Source organism: Luteibacter sp. 9135 (genome assembly GCF_000745005.1).
Taxonomy (GTDB): domain Bacteria; phylum Pseudomonadota; class Gammaproteobacteria; order Xanthomonadales; family Rhodanobacteraceae; genus Luteibacter.
Genome location: NZ_JQNB01000001.1, coordinates 2,318,636 through 2,336,062, shown reverse-complemented (window position 1 = coordinate 2,336,062; position 17,427 = coordinate 2,318,636). Strand labels below are relative to the sequence as shown.

Here is a 17,427-nt window from a genome sequence, read left to right as displayed (position 1 = left end):
GCGGCGCCGCAGGGAGACGATCGCCGCCGGTAGCGCGCTAAAGCTTGAAGTTCAGGGTCATCGAATACGTACGGCCGCTCTTGTACTCACCGATCGGAGCGTACTTGATGTCGGCGTACTGGTAGTACGTCGAATCCAGCAGGTTGGTCGCGCTCAGCGTCACGCCCATCCATTCGTTGACCTGGTAGGACGCGCTCAGGTCCAGTTCCTTGTACGCATCGGCGAACACGTTGGAATTCAGGCGACCCACCTGGGTGAAATACGGGGAACGGCGGCTGTAGTTGATGCGCGCCGACCACGGACCGTGCTCGTAGTAAGGGATGATGTTGACCGTGTTCTTGGACAGGTACGGCAGGTTGAGCTTGCCGCCATCGGCCTGGGTCTGCGTGGTGGCCTTGCTGTACGTGTAGTTGGTCTGGATGCCGAAGCCGTAGCCCAGGTCCTGCTGGTAGATCAGAGACAGCCCCGAGACCTTGGCGTTGGACGCGTTGACCGGGGAGGTCACCTGGTACAGGTTGGTCTGACCCGTGGTCGGATCGGTCAGCGAGCGCTCGCTGGTGGTCGTCACGATATAGCTGTCGATCTTGCGCACGAAGCCTTCGACCGAGAGCAGGCTGGCCGGGGCGAAATACCACTCCGCCGACACGTCGAAGTTGGTCGACTGGTAGGGCTTCAGGTCCGGGTTGCCGGCGCTGGCGGTGAAGTTGCCCGTGGATGCGCCGTTGAGCGACGTGGCACCGGCGAGGTCACCGTAACGCGGGCGGGCGATCACCTTGGCGATCGACGCACGCAGCACCTTGTCCTCGTCCAGGTCGTAAGCGACGTTGAGCGAGGGCAGCGGCTTGTAGTAGTGCGTGGTGTTCGACACGGCGCTGTACGTGCCGCCGTTGTTGTTCACGTAGTAGTTGGAAGTGTCCTTGGTGTCGACATAACGCACGCCGACATTACCGCGCCACTTGCCGGATTCGAAGTCCAGCTGCAGGTAGGCGTCCTTGGTGATCTCCGCCACGCCGAAGATCGACGGGTAGTTGATGGTGTACGGGCCCTGCGGCTGCGACTTCAGGTAGTTGACCACGCTGCTCTGGCTGGCCGTGGCCCAGTCGGTCATGTTGCCGCTGGCGTGCAGGCCGTCGTACAGGCCGCTGGGGGTGGAACCCGGATCGAAGTCCGTCAACGACACCGGATCGGTGGTGTTGATGCGGTTGCCGCGCGACTGCGTGCCGTTGAAATGGTTGGTGTACTTCACGCCCATTTCGATCTGGTTGATCGGGCCCCACGACAGGTCGCGCAGCGCGTCGAACTGCGCGTAACGCTCGCGGTCGGTGGTCTGCTCGTAGTAGATGCCACCGGCCTGGTTCTGGCCCGGCAGGGTCGGGTCGCCCGGGGGCGAGTTGGCCGGCGAACCCGGCAGGCCCCAGTTGGCGGCCGAGCCGTTGTCGTAGTTGGTGCTGGTGTTGCGGCCGTCGTAGCCGAAGTTGTAGCCGCCGTTCTTCAGCAGGTACTTCATCAGGTACTCGGGATCCTTGCCGCCGCTGGCGCTGGTGTAGCCCACCTGGCTGGTGAACTGCCACTCGTCGCCGGTGAAATCGTGGCGCAGGTTGATGCTCTTGGTGGAGACTTCCGTCTTGCGGTAGTTGGCATCCAGCTCGGCATACGGCTGGCCGTTACCGGTGTTGGGCGACACCACGCCATTGGTGATATAGCCGTTGCTGTTGGTGATGCTGGTCAGCTTGTTGAGGTCGCCGCAACCCGGGCACACATAGCGCGCCTCGCTGAAGTTGTCGTACTTGCCCTTGACGTACAGGCCCGTCAGGTTGAATTCGTTGTGGTCGTCCGGGCGCCACTGCAACGTGGACTGCAGGCCGTTGCGCTCACGGGTCTGCTGGAAGTAGTCGCTGTTGATGCCCACCGGGATCTTCGAATTGGCGTAGTTCGGGTCGCCGGTCACCGTGGGGTTGCTGGTGATCTTGTCGCCCGTGGTGTAGCCGAAGAATTCGATACCGGCGCGCGACAGGTTTTCCTTGTCGTGCGTGACGCTGGTCAGGAAGCCGAGCGTGCTGTCGTCGTTCTTCCAGCTCCACAGCGCCGAGGCGCGCGGGTTGCCCTGCGCGGAACGGTCGTTGTAGTTGTAGCCGAGCGAGCCGCGCAGCGTGTTGGCCGGCAGGTCCAGCGGCTTGCGCGTCTGGATGATGACCGTGCCGCCGATGCTGCCTTCGTCGATGTGCGCTTCGGGCGACTTGTACACCTGCATGTTGCCGATGATCTCGGGCGACAGCAGCGAATAGTTGAACGTGCGGCCGCTGGTGTCGGTCGGGTTGCCGCCCCAGTCGCCCGAGGCGATGGTCTGGCCGTTCAGCAGCACGCGGTTGAGCGCGGCGTCGGTGCCGTTGACGCTGATCTTCTCGCCTTCGCCGAACTGGCGGTCCACCGTGATGCCCGGCAGGTGCGACAGCGACTCGGCCGCGTTGGTATCCGGGAACTTGCCGATGTCGGTCGCGCTGATCGCATCCACCACGGCGTTGGCGTTGCGCTTGATGTCGATCGCCTTTTCCAGGCTGCCGCGGTAACCGGTAACGGTCACGGCCTGCAGCGTCGCAGCCTGCTTTTCAGCGGCGCGTTCCTGGGCGGTCTTGGCTGCGTCCGGCTTGTTCGGGTCCGCGGGCGCGCTGGCGGGCGCGGCGGCGGGTGTCGTGGTGTCCTGGGCGTGCGCCGCGGCGGCGAATGCACAAAGGATGCTGGCGCACAGCAGGGTCTTGTTGATGGTCATGCGGATGTTCTCCCCCAAACTCTTCTTATTCCGGATGCTGGCGATCCGCCCGGCAGGCAGTGCGCTTCGTCCGTACGGAACCGCAACCGTCGGCGACGGCGCGGGCTAACAGCCCATGTATTCGTGGCACGCGTCATCGACCCCTCGCCGACAACGTTGTCATCCCTGGTGTGTCGCTACCTACCATCCGTTCACTGGCGAACGCAGTATTCAGATATGTTTCGCACGATTCAAGTTGCGCTGCAACAAAAATTTCATCGCGCCGTCACCTGTACACGGGTTCACCTATAAACGTAGTATTTATACCTGTGCAGGCGATACCGTCTGCCGTGTGTTTCCCTGGAGCCCCCATGCCGCTGCCGTCCGCGAGCCCGACCGCCACTGTGCCGCCCGCCCGTTGCGCCACGCTTTCGTCGCTGGCCTTCGGTGGCGCGCCGGTGGGCAACCTCTACACCGAGGTGGACGAGGCCGAGGCGCTGCGAACCCTCCGGCAGGCGTGGGAGGGTGGCATCCGCCACTTCGATACCGCGCCCTATTACGGCTTCGGCCTCAGCGAAAGCCGTATCGGCGAGGCGCTCGCCGACCTGCCGCGCGACAGCTACGGGCTGTCGACCAAGGTCGGCCGGCTGGTCGAGGATGCTTCCGGCCGCCACGGCGACCAGGACGGCTTTGCCGTGGACGGTCGCGTCGCGCGTTTCGACTACAGCCGCGACGGCGTGCGTCGCAGCTTCGAGGCAAGCCTGCGTCGCCTACGCACCGATCGCATCGATATCCTGTTCCTGCACGACATCGGCGCGCTGACGCATGGCCCGCGGCATGCCGAGGTACTGGCACAGGCCCTGGACGAAGCGCTGCCGGAGATGGCGCGCCTGCGCGACGAAGGCGCGGTCGGCGCCATCGGTATCGGGGTCAACGAGGAAGCTGTCTGCCTCGACGTCATGGCCCGCTTCCCGCTCGATGCGATCATGCTGGCCGGTCGTTACACGCTGTTCGAACAGACCGCCAGCATGCGCGTGATGGCGAAGGCCCAGGCCGACGACGTGGCCATCCTGGTGGCCGGTCCCTACAACTCCGGCCTGCTCGGCAACGCCGACCATCCCGGCGCTACCTACGATTACGCACCGGCGTCGCCCGCCGTACGCGAGCGCGCGCAGCGTTTCTACGACGTGTGCCGGCGCACGGGCGCGGACGTCGGTGCAGCCGCCCTGCACTTCCCGCTGGCCCATCCCGCGGTGGCCAGCGTGGTCTGCGGCCTGCGTTCGGTGGCGGAAGTGGACACCGCGCTGCGGCGTCGCGCCACCGACGTGCCTGCTGCGACATGGCAGGCACTGATCGACGAAGGCCTGCTCGCCCCCGGGGTGCCCACGCCATGATCGTCGACGCACATCGCCATTACTGGGATCCGTCGCGCCTGCACTACGGCTGGCTGGCCAATGCACCGCCCTCGCTGCAAGCGACCTTCCTTCCCGAGGATGCCGGCGCGCCGACGGATGCCTGCTTCCTCGTCCAGGCTGCACCGGACGAACGCGAGACGCGCTTCCTGTTCGAACTGGCCCGCGCACGGCCCGAGGTGTTGGGCGTGATCGGCTGGATCGACATGGAAGCGGCCGATGTCGGTGCGCGCCTGGACTGGCTGCTCGCGGACGGCCAGGGCCTGCTCTGCGGCATCCGTCCGATGGTGCAGGATATTCCCGATGTCACCTGGCTGGCCTCGCCAGGGCTCGACCGGGCGTTCGATCACCTGCGCGACCGCGACCTGGTCTTCGAGGCCCTGGTCGACGGTCGCCACCTGCGCACGCTGTCGACGCGACTGGCCCGGCACCCGGGCCTGCGCACGGTGATCGACCACGCGGCCAAACCGGACATCACCGGCGGTGGCTTTGCCGAATGGGCCGGCGCCATCGCACGACTGGCACAGATGCCCGACGTGTACTGCAAGTTCTCCGGCCTGCTCGACCGCACCGGTGCCGTCGCGGACCCGCGCGCGCTGGAACCCTACGTCGGCCACCTGTTCGAGACCTTCGGCGCCTCACGCCTCATCTGGGGTAGCGACTGGCCGGTGGTCACCACGCACGCTACCTACGACGCCTGGAAAACCGTGGCCCGCGCCTGCGTGCTGCGTCATGCCCCCCATGCCGAGTCGGCCGTCTTCGGCGACAACGCCATCGCTCTCTACTCCGCCGCATCGAGGTCTTCCCCATGACATCGTCCGCCCGTTCCGGCCGCCTGGCCGGCAAGCACGCCCTGATCACCGCTGCCGGCGCCGGCATCGGCCGCGCCACCGCACTGGCCTTCGCCGCCGAAGGCGCCACCGTGCTGGCCACGGACATCGACGAGCACGGACTGGCCGGACTGGCCGCTGCGCTCGACGAGCACCTCGCCGCCACGCCCTCGGCCGCACGCGGCACGCTGCGTACACAGCGCCTCGATGTGACCGACGCGTCGGCGATCGTCGCGCTCGTCGCCGACGCGGGCCCGCTGGACATCCTGTTCAACTGCGCCGGCTATGTGCATGCCGGCACCCTGCTGGATACGGACATCGACAGCTGGCGCCGCTCGTTCGCGATCAACGTGGACAGCATGTTCCACACGTGCCGTGCGGTGCTCCCGGGCATGCTGGAACGGGGCGGCGGCAGCATCCTCAACATGGCCTCGGTCGCGTCCAGCATCAAAGGCGTGCCCAATCGCTTCGCCTACGGCACCAGTAAGGCGGCCGTGATCGGCCTCACCCGCTCCATCGCCGCCGACTACGTCGCCCGCGGTATCCGCTGCAACGCGATCTGCCCGGGCACGGTGAAGACGCCGTCGCTCGGCGAGCGCGTGCGGGCGCTGGGTGGTGACGAGGAAGCGGCCTGGCAGGGTTTCACCCAGCGGCAACCGATGGGCCGGCTGGGCGACCCGCAGGAGATCGCCGCGCTGGCCCTGTACCTCGCCTCCGACGAATCGTCGTTCACCACCGGCACCGTCCACGTCGTGGACGGCGGCATGTCGAACTGAAGGAACCCGTCATGAAACTCGTACGCTATGGACAACCCGGGCACGAAAAACCCGGCATGATCGATATCGACGGCCGGCTGCGCGACCTGACGGGCATTGTCGGCGAACTTGCCGGCGAGACGCTGGGCAACGCGTCCCTTGCACGTCTGGCCGCCATCGAGCCCACGTCCCTGCCCCTCGTCCCGGGCGAGCCGCGCTTCGGTACGCCTGTGGCAGGCATCGGCAAGATGATCTGCGTCGGCATGAACTACGCGGAACACGCCGCCGAAACCGGCGCGCCGGTACCCGAGCAGCCCGTGCTCTTCATGAAGGCCACCAGCGCGATCGGCGGCGCGAACGATACGGTGGTGATCCCCCGCGACTCGGTCAAGACCGACTGGGAAGTGGAGCTGGGCGTGATCATCGGCGAGGTGGCACGCGATGTCTCGCCCGAGGATGCCCTGCATCACGTCGCCGGGTACGCCGTCATCAACGACCTGTCCGAGCGTGAGTTCCAGCTGGAGCACGGCGGGCAGTGGGTGAAGGGCAAGAGCTGCGACACGTTCGGCCCGATCGGCCCCTGGCTGGTCACCCGTGACGAAGTGGCCGATCCACAGAACCTCTCGCTGTGGCTCGAGGTCAACGGCCATCGCTACCAGCACGGCAATACGCGGACGATGGTCTACGGCGTGGCCTACCTGGTCAGTTACATCAGCCGCTACATGACTCTCATGCCGGGCGACGTGATCAGCACCGGCACGCCGGCGGGCGTCGGCCTGGGGCTGAAACCGCCCACCTACCTCAAGCCCGGTGATGTCATCGAGCTGTCCATCGAAGGCCTGGGGCGGCAACGCCAGGACGTCGTGGCGCATCCGGGCCGCCATCCTTGATCCCTTCCTCGACGGATCCACACATTCCCGGCCAAGGAGGCCGGACCGCATGGTGAATATCACGGCGCTGGACACGTACGATGTCCGCTTTCCGACCTCGCTGGACCACGACGGCTCCGATGCGATGAACCCCGACCCCGACTACTCGGCGGCCTATGTGGTTATCCGCACCGACAGCCCCGATGGCCTGGCAGGCTATGGGCTGGTGTTCACCATCGGCCGCGGCAACGACGTGCAGACGGCGGCGCTGGCGGCGCTTGAACCGATGGTGGTGGGACGCCCGCTGGACAGCGTGATCGATCACCTGGGCGACTTCGCGCGCGAACTCAACGGCGATTCGCAGCTGCGCTGGCTGGGCCCCGAGAAAGGCGTGATGCACATGGCCATCGGCGCGGTGATCAACGCCGCCTGGGACCTCGCCTCGCGCCGTGCGGGCAAGCCGCTGTGGCGTTTCATCGCCGACATGAGCCCCGAACAGATCATCGCGCAGATCGACTTCCGCTACCTCACCGATGCGATGACGCCCGAGCAGGCGCTGGCGATCCTGCGTGAGGCCGAGCCGCACAAGCAGGCGCGCATCGCGCAACTGGAAAGCGAAGGCTATCCGGCCTACACCACCTCGCCCGGCTGGCTCGGCTACAGCGACGCCAAGATGCAGCGCCTGGCACGCCAGGCGGTGGCCGACGGTTTCCGCACCATCAAGCTGAAAGTGGGCCTGCACCTCGAAGACGATATCCGCCGTTGCCGGCTCGCCCGCGAGACGGTCGGCCCCGACATCGCCATCGCCGTGGACGCCAACCAGCGCTGGGACGTAGGCACCGCCATCGACTGGCTGAAGCCACTGGAAAGCGTGGGCCTGGCCTGGGTGGAAGAACCCACCAGCCCCGACGACGTACTCGGTCACGCGGCCATCCGCCGTGCCGTGGCACCCACGCCGATCTCCACCGGCGAGCACGGCCAGAACCGCGTGCTGTTCAAGCAGCTGCTGCAGGCCGAGGCCGTCGACCTGATCCAGATCGACGCCGCGCGCGTGGGCGGGGTCAACGACAACCTGGCGATCCTGCTGCTGGCGGCGCATTTCGGTGTGCGTGTCTTTCCGCATGCCGGCGGCGTGGGCCTGTGCGAACTGGTGCAGCACCTGGCCATGGCGGATTTCGTGGCCATCACGGGCAAGAAGGAAGATCGCGCCATCGAGTTCGTCGACCACCTGCACGAGCACTTCGTCGATCCGGTGCGCATCGAGAAGGGCCGCTATCGTGCGCCGTCCGCGCCAGGGTTTTCCGCGCAGATGCACACGAGCTCGGTGCGCGACCACCTGTTTCCCGATGGGATCGTGTGGCGTAGCCTGCCGCTCGTCGCGGGCGCCTGACACCACGCCGACGCCCGGCCGGCGCCGCCGTGGCGTCGGCCTCCGTCGCGATCGCCGGAAGACGGCTTTCAGCTAGCCGCGCAGGCCGCCAGGTCGAAGATACGGTGCATAGGCACCCATTTCTGCCCCGCAGCGGCCCACGGTAGCGGCTGCTGGAACGTCGACATCAGCGCTTCCCACGCTTGCACGCGCTCGCTGGCGGCATCGGCCGCGGCCTTCGCCGCGCCATCGAAATCCGGCCCGACACGCATTAGCATCACCAGCCGGTTGCCCGTGCGGAAGATCTGCATGTCGAGGATGCCGGCCGTGCGGATGGACGCCACCACTTCGGGCCAGATGAATTCGGCCCGGTGCCAGCGCTCGTATTCGGCGATCGACGCGGGATCGTCGTGCAGGTCCAGCGCGAGGCATTGCCAGTTCATGCGACCACGCCCCTGGCCGCCGTGCGCCGCCAGGCGAACAGGAAGATGGCGACGAAGCACAGCATCGGCACCAGCATGGCGTGGGCGATGCCCAGGCGATCCGACGTGGCGCCCATGACGGCCGTGACCACGGCACCGCCGACGATGGCCATGACCAGCAACGAAGCGCCGAACTTGCGTTCCGTGTCGCCACGGCCCTCCACGCCCAGCGCGAAGATGGTCGGGTACATGATCGACATGAAGAAACTGGAAGCCACCAGCGCGTAGATGCCGACGTGGCCGGGCACGAAGGCAGCCACCGCCGCCAGCACCACGTTGGTCAGCGCGAACGTGCGCAGCACATGCGCCGGACGCAGGTACTTCATGATGGCGGCGCCGGCAAAGCGCCCCGCCATGAAGCACAACAGCGCGGCGGTGATGTAGTTGGCCGCCGCCTTGTCCATGGTGCCCGGCATGGTGGCCTGGGCATAGCGGATCATGTAGCTGAAGACGGCCACCTGGGCACCGACGTAGAAGAACTGGGCGACCACGGCCGACATGAAGCGACCGTCACGCAGCAGGCGACCGAGCACACCGCGATCCACCGGTCCTGCCGACTCCGATGCGTCGACCGAGGTGCGCGGGAAACGGGTGATGGCGATGAGCGCCGCCCAGGCGATGACACCCAGCCCGATCACCAGGTAGGGCATCTGCACGGCCGCCGCTTCGCTCTTCATGTAGGCCAGGTGCGCCGCGGCATCCATGGCGGCCAACTGCTCGGGCGAGCGTTCCACGCCGCTGAAGATGAAGTGCTGCCCGATCAGCACACCGGTGATCGAACCCAGTGGATTGAATGCCTGCGCGAGGTTGAGCCGGGAGGCGGCCGACTCGCGTGGGCCCAGCAGCGTCACGTAGGGATTGGCGGAGGTTTCCAGGAAGGCCAGCCCGGCGGCGATCACGAACAGGCCGACAAGGAAGGTGCCGTAGGTGGCCGTGGCCGCGGCGGGCCAGAACAGCAAGGCGCCGGCGCCGTACAGCAGCAAGCCGAACACCACGGCCGGTTTATAGCCGAAGCGCCGCATGAACATGCCGGCCGGCAGCGCCACGAGGAAATAGCCGAGATAGAAGGCGCTCTGCACCAGGCCGGCATCGAAGTCGGATAGCGTGAACGCTTTCTTGAACTGGGCCACCAGCACATCGTTGAGGTTGTTGGCCACGCCCCAGAGAAAGAACAGGCTGACGATCAGCACGAGCGGGAACAGCGGGGCTCGCGCCAGGGCGCGCGTCGGGGTCGCCGTGATCGGCGTGTGCTGCTGCATGCGATGTCTCCGCTGACATGGCCCGGAACGCGGGATGTGCAAATATGAACTTATTATTCACCAGCATAACAAGCTGCGCTGCAGCATGGCACGCCGGTATCGATGTATATACACGCCCGCACGCAGCCACACGCTAGACTTGCGTTGCACCGTTTCTGCCCATGCCACGGAATGCCATGCCCCCTGCCGATTCGCCGAAGTATCGCGCCCCTGCCCTGGACAAGGGCCTCGACATCCTCGAACTGCTCGCCCGTGCGACCCAGCCGTTATCCATCGCCGAGATTTCCGAAGGCGTGGGACGCTCGCGCGGCGAGATCTTCCGCATGCTCCAGGTGCTCGAGGAACGCGACTATATCGCCCGACCCGACGGCGAAGGAGCCTACTCGCTCACGCCGCGCCTGTTCCGGCTGGGCATGGAACAACCGCCGGTCAGGAACCTGATCGAAACCGCGATGCCGGTGATGCACCGGCTGGCCGACGGCATCGACCAGTCGTGCCATCTCGTGGTGCCCTCGCAAGAGCAGATCGTGGTGATCGCGCGAGTCGATCCCCCCGGCGAGACCGGACTGGTGGTACGCGTGGGCCATCGTCGCCCCATGTCGCATTCCGCATCGGGCTATGTGCTGCTGGCCTGGCAGACCGACGACACCCGCGAGCGCTGGCTGCGTACCATGGCCGCGCACGATCCGGCGCTGGACCGTGCGCGTGTGGACGCGACGGTGGCGAAAGTACGCGCCGCGGGCCTGGCCCGCATCGCCAGCGAAGTGGTGGATGGTGTCACCGATCTCTCGGCACCGATCATCGAAGGCAACCATGCGGTATGCGCACTCACGGTGCCCTTCATCGAGCGGCGCGGCGCGAGGATCGACATCACGGCCACCGCCCGCCTGCTGGCGGACGCCGCGGCCGAGGTTTCACGCGAGCTGTCGCACGGCGTGCCGGGACTCTAGCCGCCGCGCGGCGGGTAGATCAGCATCGCGTCGCCGTAGGAGAAGAAACGGTAGCGTTGCAGCACGGCGTAACGGTAGGCATCCAGGATGGTTTCCTTCCCCGCCAGCGCCGAGACCAGCATCAGCAGCGTCGATTGCGGCAGGTGGAAATTGGTGATCAGCGCATCGACGCTGGTGATGGTGTAGCCGGGGAAAATGAAGATCTGCGTCTCGCCGGCGAACGGACGCAGCACGCCCTCCACCGTGGCGCTTTCCAGCGCCCGCACCACCGTGGTGCCCACCGCGATCACCCGACCGCCCGCCGCCCGCGTGGCGCGAATCTTCTCCACCAGCGCGGCACCCACGTTCAGCCACTCGCGGTGCATGACATGGTCACGCACATCCTCCGCACGCATGGGCTGGAACGTGCCGGCGCCCACGTGCAGGGTCACGTAGCCCATGTCCACGCCGGCGTCGCGCAGGCGCTGCAGCAGGTGCTCGTCGAAGTGCAGGCCGGCGGTGGGCGCCGCCACGGCACCCGGCTCGCGAGCGAACACGGTCTGGTAGCGTTCCATGTCGGACTGATCGGCGCTGCGCTCGATGTACGGCGGTAACGGCATCTCGCCCAGGCGCGACAGCAGCCGCTCCAGCGGCTCGTCCGCGTCGAAGCGCAGCAGGAAGAACTCGCCGTCGCGTCCCAGCACGGTGACCATGCTGCCGTCGGCCAGCTCGATACGGCCGCCCTCCTTCGGCTTCTTGCTGACGCCCAGCTGGGCCCGCGCCTCATGGGCACCGGTGACGCGCTCGATCAGGATCTCCACCGCGCCGCCCGATTCCTTGCGGCCGTGCAGGCGGGCCGGCAGCACGCGGGTATCGTTGAACACCAGCAGGTCGCCCGGGCGAACCATCTCGGGCAGTTCGTCGAACTTGCGATCCTTCTTGCTGTGCGCCGCCACGTCCACCACCAGCAGGCGGCTGCCCGAGCGCCGCGCCAGCGGTGCCTGGGCGATCAGGTCGGGCGGAAGGTCGAAGTCGAAATCGGATTTCTTCACGGCGGGTACGGCATCGGGAGCGGGTGGGGATTATCCCCCATCCCGCTCCCGGCCGTTCAGGCCACCGTCCGGCGGCGGCGCCGGCGGATGATCAGGGCACCGATGGCCGCCACCAGCGCGACGAGCACGACGATCTCGATCACCAAGTGCTTGCGCACGAACTGCTTGACCGCCCTTACCTGCTGCGCACGCTTGAGTTCACGTGCGCGATCGAAATTCGGCGGCTCGCAGTTCATGCCGAAGTTGTCGGCCCACGCGACATGCGGCCCCTGCTTCACGTAGCGCTCGTAATAGATGCGGGCACGGCGCGACCGTTCGTTGAGCGGTTTATCCGCTTCGCCATCGGCGGCCTCGTCGTAATCGGGCGGACCCTCGCGCATCCAGCGGGTGGCCATGCACAGCGTGGCCGCGAACGCCTGCGAGCGCGGCGGCAACAGGTCCGCCGCTGCCGCGGCGTGGTCGGCTGCCACGTAGCGGTAGTGGAAGCGACGATCGGGCTGTGCGTTGCTGTCGGCAAAACGTTGCCGCTCGCCGGCGGTCACCAGGTCGCCCTTGAGCGTCGCGGCCGACTGGCCGCTCCCGCCCTGGAACACGCCGCCGTTGTCGGCGAAATCCGGGGCCTGTTCGAAGCCGAGGATCTCCATGCCGTGGTCGCGCGCGACCGTCGCCGCGGCGAAGCGGGCTTCGGCCTTGCCGATATCCGTCCAGCGATGGTCGCCATCGTGCACGTCGTCGGCATAGGCCTTGGCCGTGGCACGCAGGTCCACCTCGGCGTAGCGCTTGTCCACGCCCGCCGGGAAATAGGCCAACGCGTCGTCGAAGCGCCCGGCGCGCATGAGCCGGCGCGCCAGCATCCAGCGCAGGCGGTCGCCGAACAGCAGCGAGGCCGCCGTCACGTCCTTGTCGTCGGCCTTGGGCGCCGCCGATGCCGTGGGTACGTTGGCGTCCACGAACGTCTTCAGTTCATCGACGGTGAGCACGCGCTCGCCGATGTACATCGTGTCGTTGCCGTAGCCCGCGCCTGCGCTCTCGCCATCCTCGTCGACGACATTGCCGTCGCCGCCGACCGCGTTGGACGCTTCGAACATGCGCGTCATGGCTTCCACGTAGTCGCCACGGGACAGCGCGAGCACGCCGCGCTCACCCATCAGTTGATGGACGCTGCCGGGCTCCAGCGAGGCCTTCGGATCGTCCGCGCGCGGGAACGCCTTGGCCGCCTCCGCATAGGCCTGGGCTGCCGCGTTGCGATCGCCCCGGCGCAGGGCCAGCTTGGCGCGCACCCAGCTGGCCAGCGGACCGTCCGCATGCGCCAGCAACGCCTGCGCGGCGTCGTAGCGGCCCAGCTCGTAGGTGAGCGAGGCCAGGCGATCGGCCGCGGCCACCTTGTCCGGACCGGCCTTGTCGATCGCATCGAGCAAGGCGCCGAGCACGGGATCGGGCTTGCCGTCCGTGGACTGCGGGGCCACCCTTGCCAGCGCGTAGGTGACCAGCAACCGCTGCGACACCGGACCCTCCACCAGCGCCTGCGCCTGCTCGGGCACGGCCAGCACCGCGCCGGCGATCGCCGCCAGCGATTCCACCGCGCCGCGTGATCCGTGCCCGGCCTGGGCCGCATACAGCGCGATGGCGTGTTTGAGGTCAGTGGGCGCCAGTTGCGCCACGCAGTCCTCGCCCTTGACCATGTCGATCCACAGGCAGGCGGTGTCGCCGGTATACAGGCTCAGGCGCGCTTCCTCGCCGAAACTGGCCACGGCAAGGCCCTGGGCATCGGACGCGCCTGCGAGGACGCGGGCCCGGGTGTCCTGGAACGCTTTCGCCGCCGCGGCGCGCTCCGTCGCGAAAGCGGGTGTGCCGGTGGCGCCGGCCGCACGCAGCGCGTGCACCTCGCCCAGCATGTAGGCCGCCCACGCGCCGCGCGCCTTCGATGATTCCGGTGGCAATGCCGTCACCGCCTCGAACTGCGCCTGCGCGCTGGCCAGGGCGGCCGCGTCGAAGGTCGCACACGGCGGCTTGCCGCTCGGCTGGCCGTATTCGTTTTCCGGTGCGGCGGGGCACGCCGCGGTGGCACGGTTCCACTCGACCGCGCCCGCTACGTAATGGCGTACGTCGTCCGGCAGGTCCTTGCCGGCATCGAGTGCCTCGGCCGCACCGGCCGACGCCATGATCGCCTTGACCCGCTCGGCCTGGTCGGCCGGCAGGTCCGGCTTGACCGACGGCTCGTCGAACGGTGCCGTCTCCACGGCGGCCAGCGTGTCCGTGGCCGGCAGCAGGTGCGCCGCCTCGAAGGCGAAGGTGTTCTGCGGCACGGCGGCCAGCGTGGCCGCGCGATCGTCCAGCGTCTGCGTCGGGAACCAAGGCCCGCAAGCCCAGGTGACCGCGCCGGCCAGGGCCAGCACGCAGCCGATCGCCAGCGAATGGGTCTTCATCATGAAAGCGGCGCTCCTTCAGCGCGGAGGGAAAGGGTGGATGGCGTACCGGTCGGGCAATGTGCCCAGCCGATCGCCCGTTGCGCTTGTGCGGGTAACGGTCGTGCCTGCCGCGACACCAGCTCGAGACCATCCCCGGTGTGATGCACCACGTAACCATCGATGCCGTCGGCGACATCGCAGCCACGCGGCAGGGTAACCGACAGCGGCGGCGCCATGTCGATGCCGCCGGTGTTTTCCAGCACGACATCGGCGGCGGCGCCATCCTTGCCCGGGCGCAGCATGGCACGCAGGGGCGCTGCGTCGAGGTGGCCGGTGACGACACCTCGCCACGTCGCCAGGCTCCACGCCCGGCGATCTTCCGCGGTGGGCAGCCGGAACCAGGCGAAGCCGACCAGGCCACGGGGACGCTGCGCGGCCAGCCGATCGACCACGCGGCGAACGGCCAGCGGCGAGGCGTAGAGTTCGGACGCCGCGATGCCGGCGGCCCGCAGGCCCTGCTCGCTTTCCACGGCGAGCATCGACCCGTCGGCGTTCCAGCTCACCCGCGAGCCGTACGTCGGCAAGGCCACGCGGAACGGCTTGTGCGTATGCCGCGCAAAGTCGTCGATCCAGCCCAGCGCCACCGCAGGATCGAACAGGCCCGCCTGCGGCGCCTGCACGGCATGCACCTGCAACACGGACGCGTCGGGCACGGCGAGCAGGTCGTCGAGGTCGGCCGAACCGATCCAGGTCGGCAATGCCGTGATCGACAGCGGCGTGTCGCCCAGGGCGGGCTTGAGTCGGCGCAGGAACGCCGCGTACGCGGGCAAGCGTGCCGTGGGGCAGTCGTAGTCGATCTCGATGGCCGCCGCGGGCAGCGACGCGTCGCGGGCGATGCCGACGATGCGGCTCACCAGCCCGGCTTCATCCAGCCGGGCAAGCCGCCCGTCGATGCGCACGACCAGGATCGCCGGGCGTCCGCTGGCGGCCAGGGCCGCGCGGTCGGGCGCGAACGCGTGGAACGTGCCGTCGCGGTCTGCCTGGGCGACAAGCACGCGCCAGTCGCTGACCAGATCGCGCGAGGCCATGACCGACGCGCCCAGCGACGGTGTCCATTGCCGCTGCCAGATATAGGCGTCGTGGGTGAGCGGCGCCTCCGCATGGCGGCATGCGGACGCGATCAACGCAAACGACACGGCCACGGCCCAGCGCAAGCGACGAATCGAACGTCGACGGGCGTCACGGCGGACTGGCGGCATCGGGGCATGCATCCGTTTCGGTTCCCTGGCGCCGTGGAAGCGCAAGCCGTCATTCTAACCGTCTTGCGTTGCGTCGCTTACAACCAACCCTTCTGCCGGGCCAGCCGATAGGCCTCGATACGGTTGGCCGCACCGAGCTTGCCGATCGCTTCGGAAAGGTAGTTGCGCACCGTGCCATGCGACAGGTTCAGTTGCACGCCGATGTCACCGGCCGACTGACCCTCGCCGGCCAGGCGCAGTACCTGCCGCTCGCGATCGTTCAGGGGATCGGCATCCGACCAGGCTTCCAGCGCCAGTTGCGGATCGATGGCGCGACCGCCGCGATGCACCTTGCGCAGCGCCTCGGCCAGGTTCTCGGCCGGGGCATCCTTCAGCAGGTAACCGCTGACGCCTGCGTCCAAGGCGCGGCGCAGGAAGCCGGGCCGCGCGAACGTGGTCACGATGACCACCTTGATCGGCAGTTCCTGCCGATGCACGCGCTGCGCGATCTCCAGCCCGGTCAGGCCGGGCATTTCGATGTCGGTGACCAGCACGTCGGGCTTGAGCCGCTGCAGTTCACGCCAGGCGGTTTCGCCATCGGCGGCCGTACCCAGCATCTCGATATCGGATTCCAGGCCCAGCAAGGCGGACAAGGCACCCCGGACCATGGCCTGGTCCTCGGCCAGCAGCACCCGGATCATGCCGTGTGCTCCAGCATGCCGCGTGCCGGCAGACCGCCGTAGCCGTTGTCCGTGATGCGCATCGAGAAAGCCTCCTGGTTCCGGGTGATGACCACACATGCCTCCGTGGCACGCGAATGACGATGGATATGGGTGACATGCAGGTCGCGGCATGAAGATGTCACGTGGCGATTCCGGCATCGGTGGGCAGCTCGCCGCGTGGCGGAGCCGCCAGCCGGTCGGCGGGCGTCAGCGGGATCGCGATGCGCACCCGCGTGCCTTGCGCACGGACGGATTCGAAACCGATGGACCCGCCCAGCTTGCGCACGCGCTCGCGCATGCCGCAGATGCCATTGCCCTCGTCACGGACGCCGCCCTTGCCGTCGTCCGTGACGGTGAGCACCAGCGTCCTGCCCTCGATTCCGACATGCGCTTCCGCGGTGGATGCCCGCGCGTGGCGATGCACGTTGGTGATCGCCTCGCGCAGGATGAGGGCCAGTTCGGACTCGATCCGCTCGGGCAGCACGGGCAGCTCGCTGGTGTATTCGAAGCCGACCATCGACGCGTTCAACAACAGGCGCGCCGACGCCAGTTCCGCGGCCAGGCCCGACGCACGGATGCCGGTCACCGCCGAGCGCACTTCCGCCAGCGCATGCCGCGCCACCTGTTCGGCTTCTTCCATTTCCCGTCGCGCGGCTGCCTCGTCGCGATCGAGCAGGCGCCGGGACAGCTCCAGTTTCAGCGTGATCAGCGAAAGGGTGTGACCGAGCAGGTCGTGCAGGTCGCGGCCGATACGCTCGCGCTCGGCCATCGCCGCCAGTCGGCGCACCTCGTCGTGGGACAGTTTCAGTTCGGCATCGCGCTGCGCGTTGAAACGGTAGATGACGTTGATCGCCCCCACGCACAGCGCGATCAAACTCAAGCCAGCGATGATGGCCGGCGGCCAGTCGTGCAGCAGGTAGGCCACCAGCACGAAGCTGCCCAGGATGGCGCCCATGCCGCTCAGGGATCGACGCGGCGATCCCTCGAAGCCGACGATGGCGCAGGCGTAGATCACGTAGCAACCGCACGCACTGGCGTTGACGTCCATGACCGCGAAGCCGAGCAGTGCCGACGCCGCGGCGAACCACGGCGTCAGGCGCAGCGACTGCGTATAGGCGAGCACGTAGATCACGAGGAACACGGGAAACGAGATGCCGGTGACCAGCCACCAGTGCGGCTCCAGCGTCTTGGCGAACACCAGGTCGCCGAACACGTACACCGTCCAGACCAGATGGAACAGGCTGGCAAGGCGCAGGCGCGGCTTGTCGCGGAAGCGGTTCCATAGCGAATCTGGCGTCGGCGTGAACCACGAGCGGGGCATGCGGGCATCCGAAGACAGGCGGGCGTTCATGCTAC

At 67.7% G+C, this 17,427-nt stretch carries 15 protein-coding genes; 6 read left to right on the top strand and 9 right to left on the bottom strand.

Annotated elements, in window-relative coordinates; genetic code table 11:
• Nucleotides 1–37: 37 nt before the first annotated feature.
• The gene (locus FA89_RS10085) at nt 38–2,767 is read right to left on the bottom strand and encodes a TonB-dependent receptor (RefSeq protein ID WP_081916431.1); all 2,730 of its coding nucleotides are present in this window, start codon (nt 2,765–2,767) and stop codon (nt 38–40) included.
• Between the two features lie 350 nt (nt 2,768–3,117).
• Here FA89_RS10085 and FA89_RS10080 point away from each other — a divergent pair, with 350 nt between their 5' ends.
• Genes FA89_RS10080 through FA89_RS10060 form a run of 5 tightly spaced genes read left to right on the top strand, consistent with a single transcriptional unit; the run spans nt 3,118 to nt 8,002 of the window.
• Nucleotides 3,118–4,140: an aldo/keto reductase gene (locus FA89_RS10080; RefSeq protein ID WP_036140499.1), complete on the top strand. Its 1,023-nt coding sequence runs from the start codon at nt 3,118–3,120 to the stop codon at nt 4,138–4,140.
• On the top strand, nt 4,137–4,970 hold the full coding sequence (locus tag FA89_RS10075; protein WP_036140498.1) for an amidohydrolase family protein: 834 nt from the start codon (nt 4,137–4,139) through the stop codon (nt 4,968–4,970). The genes FA89_RS10080 and FA89_RS10075 overlap by 4 nt, the downstream gene beginning before the upstream one ends.
• Complete coding sequence (locus tag FA89_RS10070) at nt 4,967–5,764, top strand: SDR family oxidoreductase (protein WP_036140495.1); 798 nt, start codon at nt 4,967–4,969, stop codon at nt 5,762–5,764. Before FA89_RS10075 ends, FA89_RS10070 begins: the two co-directional genes overlap by 4 nt.
• 11 nt (nt 5,765–5,775) lie before the next feature.
• Complete coding sequence (locus tag FA89_RS10065; protein WP_036140494.1) at nt 5,776–6,633, top strand: fumarylacetoacetate hydrolase family protein; 858 nt, start codon at nt 5,776–5,778, stop codon at nt 6,631–6,633.
• A gap of 49 nt (nt 6,634–6,682) precedes the next feature.
• Nucleotides 6,683–8,002 (top strand): enolase C-terminal domain-like protein, encoded by a 1,320-nt coding sequence (locus FA89_RS10060; protein WP_036140493.1) that lies wholly within the window; start codon nt 6,683–6,685, stop codon nt 8,000–8,002.
• 68 nt (nt 8,003–8,070) lie between these two features.
• On the opposite strand, the gene FA89_RS10055 is transcribed toward FA89_RS10060, so the two are convergent.
• Both FA89_RS10055 and fucP read right to left on the bottom strand, forming a co-directional pair.
• Nucleotides 8,071–8,424 (bottom strand): L-rhamnose mutarotase, encoded by a 354-nt coding sequence (locus tag FA89_RS10055; RefSeq protein WP_036140491.1) that lies wholly within the window; start codon nt 8,422–8,424, stop codon nt 8,071–8,073.
• On the bottom strand, nt 8,421–9,722 hold the full coding sequence (gene fucP, locus FA89_RS10050; protein WP_036140489.1) for an L-fucose:H+ symporter permease: 1,302 nt from the start codon (nt 9,720–9,722) through the stop codon (nt 8,421–8,423). The genes FA89_RS10055 and fucP overlap by 4 nt, the downstream gene beginning before the upstream one ends.
• Nucleotides 9,723–9,898: 176 nt before the next feature.
• Here fucP and FA89_RS10045 point away from each other — a divergent pair, with 176 nt between their 5' ends.
• Nucleotides 9,899–10,672 carry an IclR family transcriptional regulator gene (locus FA89_RS10045; RefSeq protein WP_036140488.1) on the top strand — a complete coding sequence of 258 codons (774 nt, stop codon included), beginning with the start codon at nt 9,899–9,901 and terminating at the stop codon, nt 10,670–10,672.
• Here the strand turns inward: FA89_RS10045 and queA are convergent.
• The 6 genes from queA to FA89_RS10020 form a co-directional block, all read right to left on the bottom strand.
• A complete protein-coding gene (gene queA, locus FA89_RS10040; RefSeq protein ID WP_036140487.1) occupies nt 10,669–11,703 on the bottom strand; it encodes a tRNA preQ1(34) S-adenosylmethionine ribosyltransferase-isomerase QueA in 1,035 nt (344 codons plus the stop codon). The genes FA89_RS10045 and queA overlap by 4 nt on opposite strands.
• Before the next feature lie 56 nt (nt 11,704–11,759).
• Nucleotides 11,760–14,132 (bottom strand): hypothetical protein, encoded by a 2,373-nt coding sequence (locus FA89_RS10035; RefSeq protein ID WP_051938665.1) that lies wholly within the window; start codon nt 14,130–14,132, stop codon nt 11,760–11,762.
• On the bottom strand, nt 14,129–15,370 hold the full coding sequence (locus tag FA89_RS10030) for a DUF3142 domain-containing protein (RefSeq protein ID WP_185754301.1): 1,242 nt from the start codon (nt 15,368–15,370) through the stop codon (nt 14,129–14,131). The genes FA89_RS10035 and FA89_RS10030 overlap by 4 nt, the downstream gene beginning before the upstream one ends.
• A gap of 77 nt (nt 15,371–15,447) precedes the next feature.
• Nucleotides 15,448–16,050: a response regulator transcription factor gene (locus FA89_RS10025; protein ID WP_036140485.1), complete on the bottom strand. Its 603-nt coding sequence runs from the start codon at nt 16,048–16,050 to the stop codon at nt 15,448–15,450.
• The gene (locus FA89_RS20160; protein WP_185754300.1) at nt 16,047–16,214 is read right to left on the bottom strand and encodes a hypothetical protein; all 168 of its coding nucleotides are present in this window, start codon (nt 16,212–16,214) and stop codon (nt 16,047–16,049) included. The genes FA89_RS10025 and FA89_RS20160 overlap by 4 nt, the downstream gene beginning before the upstream one ends.
• On the bottom strand, nt 16,211–17,422 hold the full coding sequence (locus tag FA89_RS10020; RefSeq protein WP_051938663.1) for a sensor histidine kinase: 1,212 nt from the start codon (nt 17,420–17,422) through the stop codon (nt 16,211–16,213). The genes FA89_RS20160 and FA89_RS10020 overlap by 4 nt, the downstream gene beginning before the upstream one ends.
• Nucleotides 17,423–17,427 lie beyond the last annotated feature (5 nt).

Bases quoted from the DNA above. Each gene is read 5' to 3' on its own strand.
- FA89_RS10085 (WP_081916431.1), bottom strand. From the start codon at position 2,767: ATGACCATCAACAAGACCCTGCTGTGCGCCAGCATCCTTTGTGCATTC.
- FA89_RS10080 (WP_036140499.1), top strand. From the start codon at position 3,118: ATGCCGCTGCCGTCCGCGAGCCCGACCGCCACTGTGCCGCCCGCCCGT.
- FA89_RS10075 (WP_036140498.1), top strand. From the start codon at position 4,137: ATGATCGTCGACGCACATCGCCATTACTGGGATCCGTCGCGCCTGCAC.
- FA89_RS10070 (WP_036140495.1), top strand. From the start codon at position 4,967: ATGACATCGTCCGCCCGTTCCGGCCGCCTGGCCGGCAAGCACGCCCTG.
- FA89_RS10065 (WP_036140494.1), top strand. From the start codon at position 5,776: ATGAAACTCGTACGCTATGGACAACCCGGGCACGAAAAACCCGGCATG.
- FA89_RS10060 (WP_036140493.1), top strand. From the start codon at position 6,683: ATGGTGAATATCACGGCGCTGGACACGTACGATGTCCGCTTTCCGACC.
- FA89_RS10055 (WP_036140491.1), bottom strand. From the start codon at position 8,424: ATGAACTGGCAATGCCTCGCGCTGGACCTGCACGACGATCCCGCGTCG.
- fucP (WP_036140489.1), bottom strand. From the start codon at position 9,722: ATGCAGCAGCACACGCCGATCACGGCGACCCCGACGCGCGCCCTGGCG.
- FA89_RS10045 (WP_036140488.1), top strand. From the start codon at position 9,899: ATGCCCCCTGCCGATTCGCCGAAGTATCGCGCCCCTGCCCTGGACAAG.
- FA89_RS10035 (WP_051938665.1), bottom strand. From the start codon at position 14,132: ATGATGAAGACCCATTCGCTGGCGATCGGCTGCGTGCTGGCCCTGGCC.
- FA89_RS10030 (WP_185754301.1), bottom strand. From the start codon at position 15,370: ATGCCGCCAGTCCGCCGTGACGCCCGTCGACGTTCGATTCGTCGCTTG.
- FA89_RS10025 (WP_036140485.1), bottom strand. From the start codon at position 16,050: ATGATCCGGGTGCTGCTGGCCGAGGACCAGGCCATGGTCCGGGGTGCC.
- FA89_RS10020 (WP_051938663.1), bottom strand. From the start codon at position 17,422: ATGAACGCCCGCCTGTCTTCGGATGCCCGCATGCCCCGCTCGTGGTTC.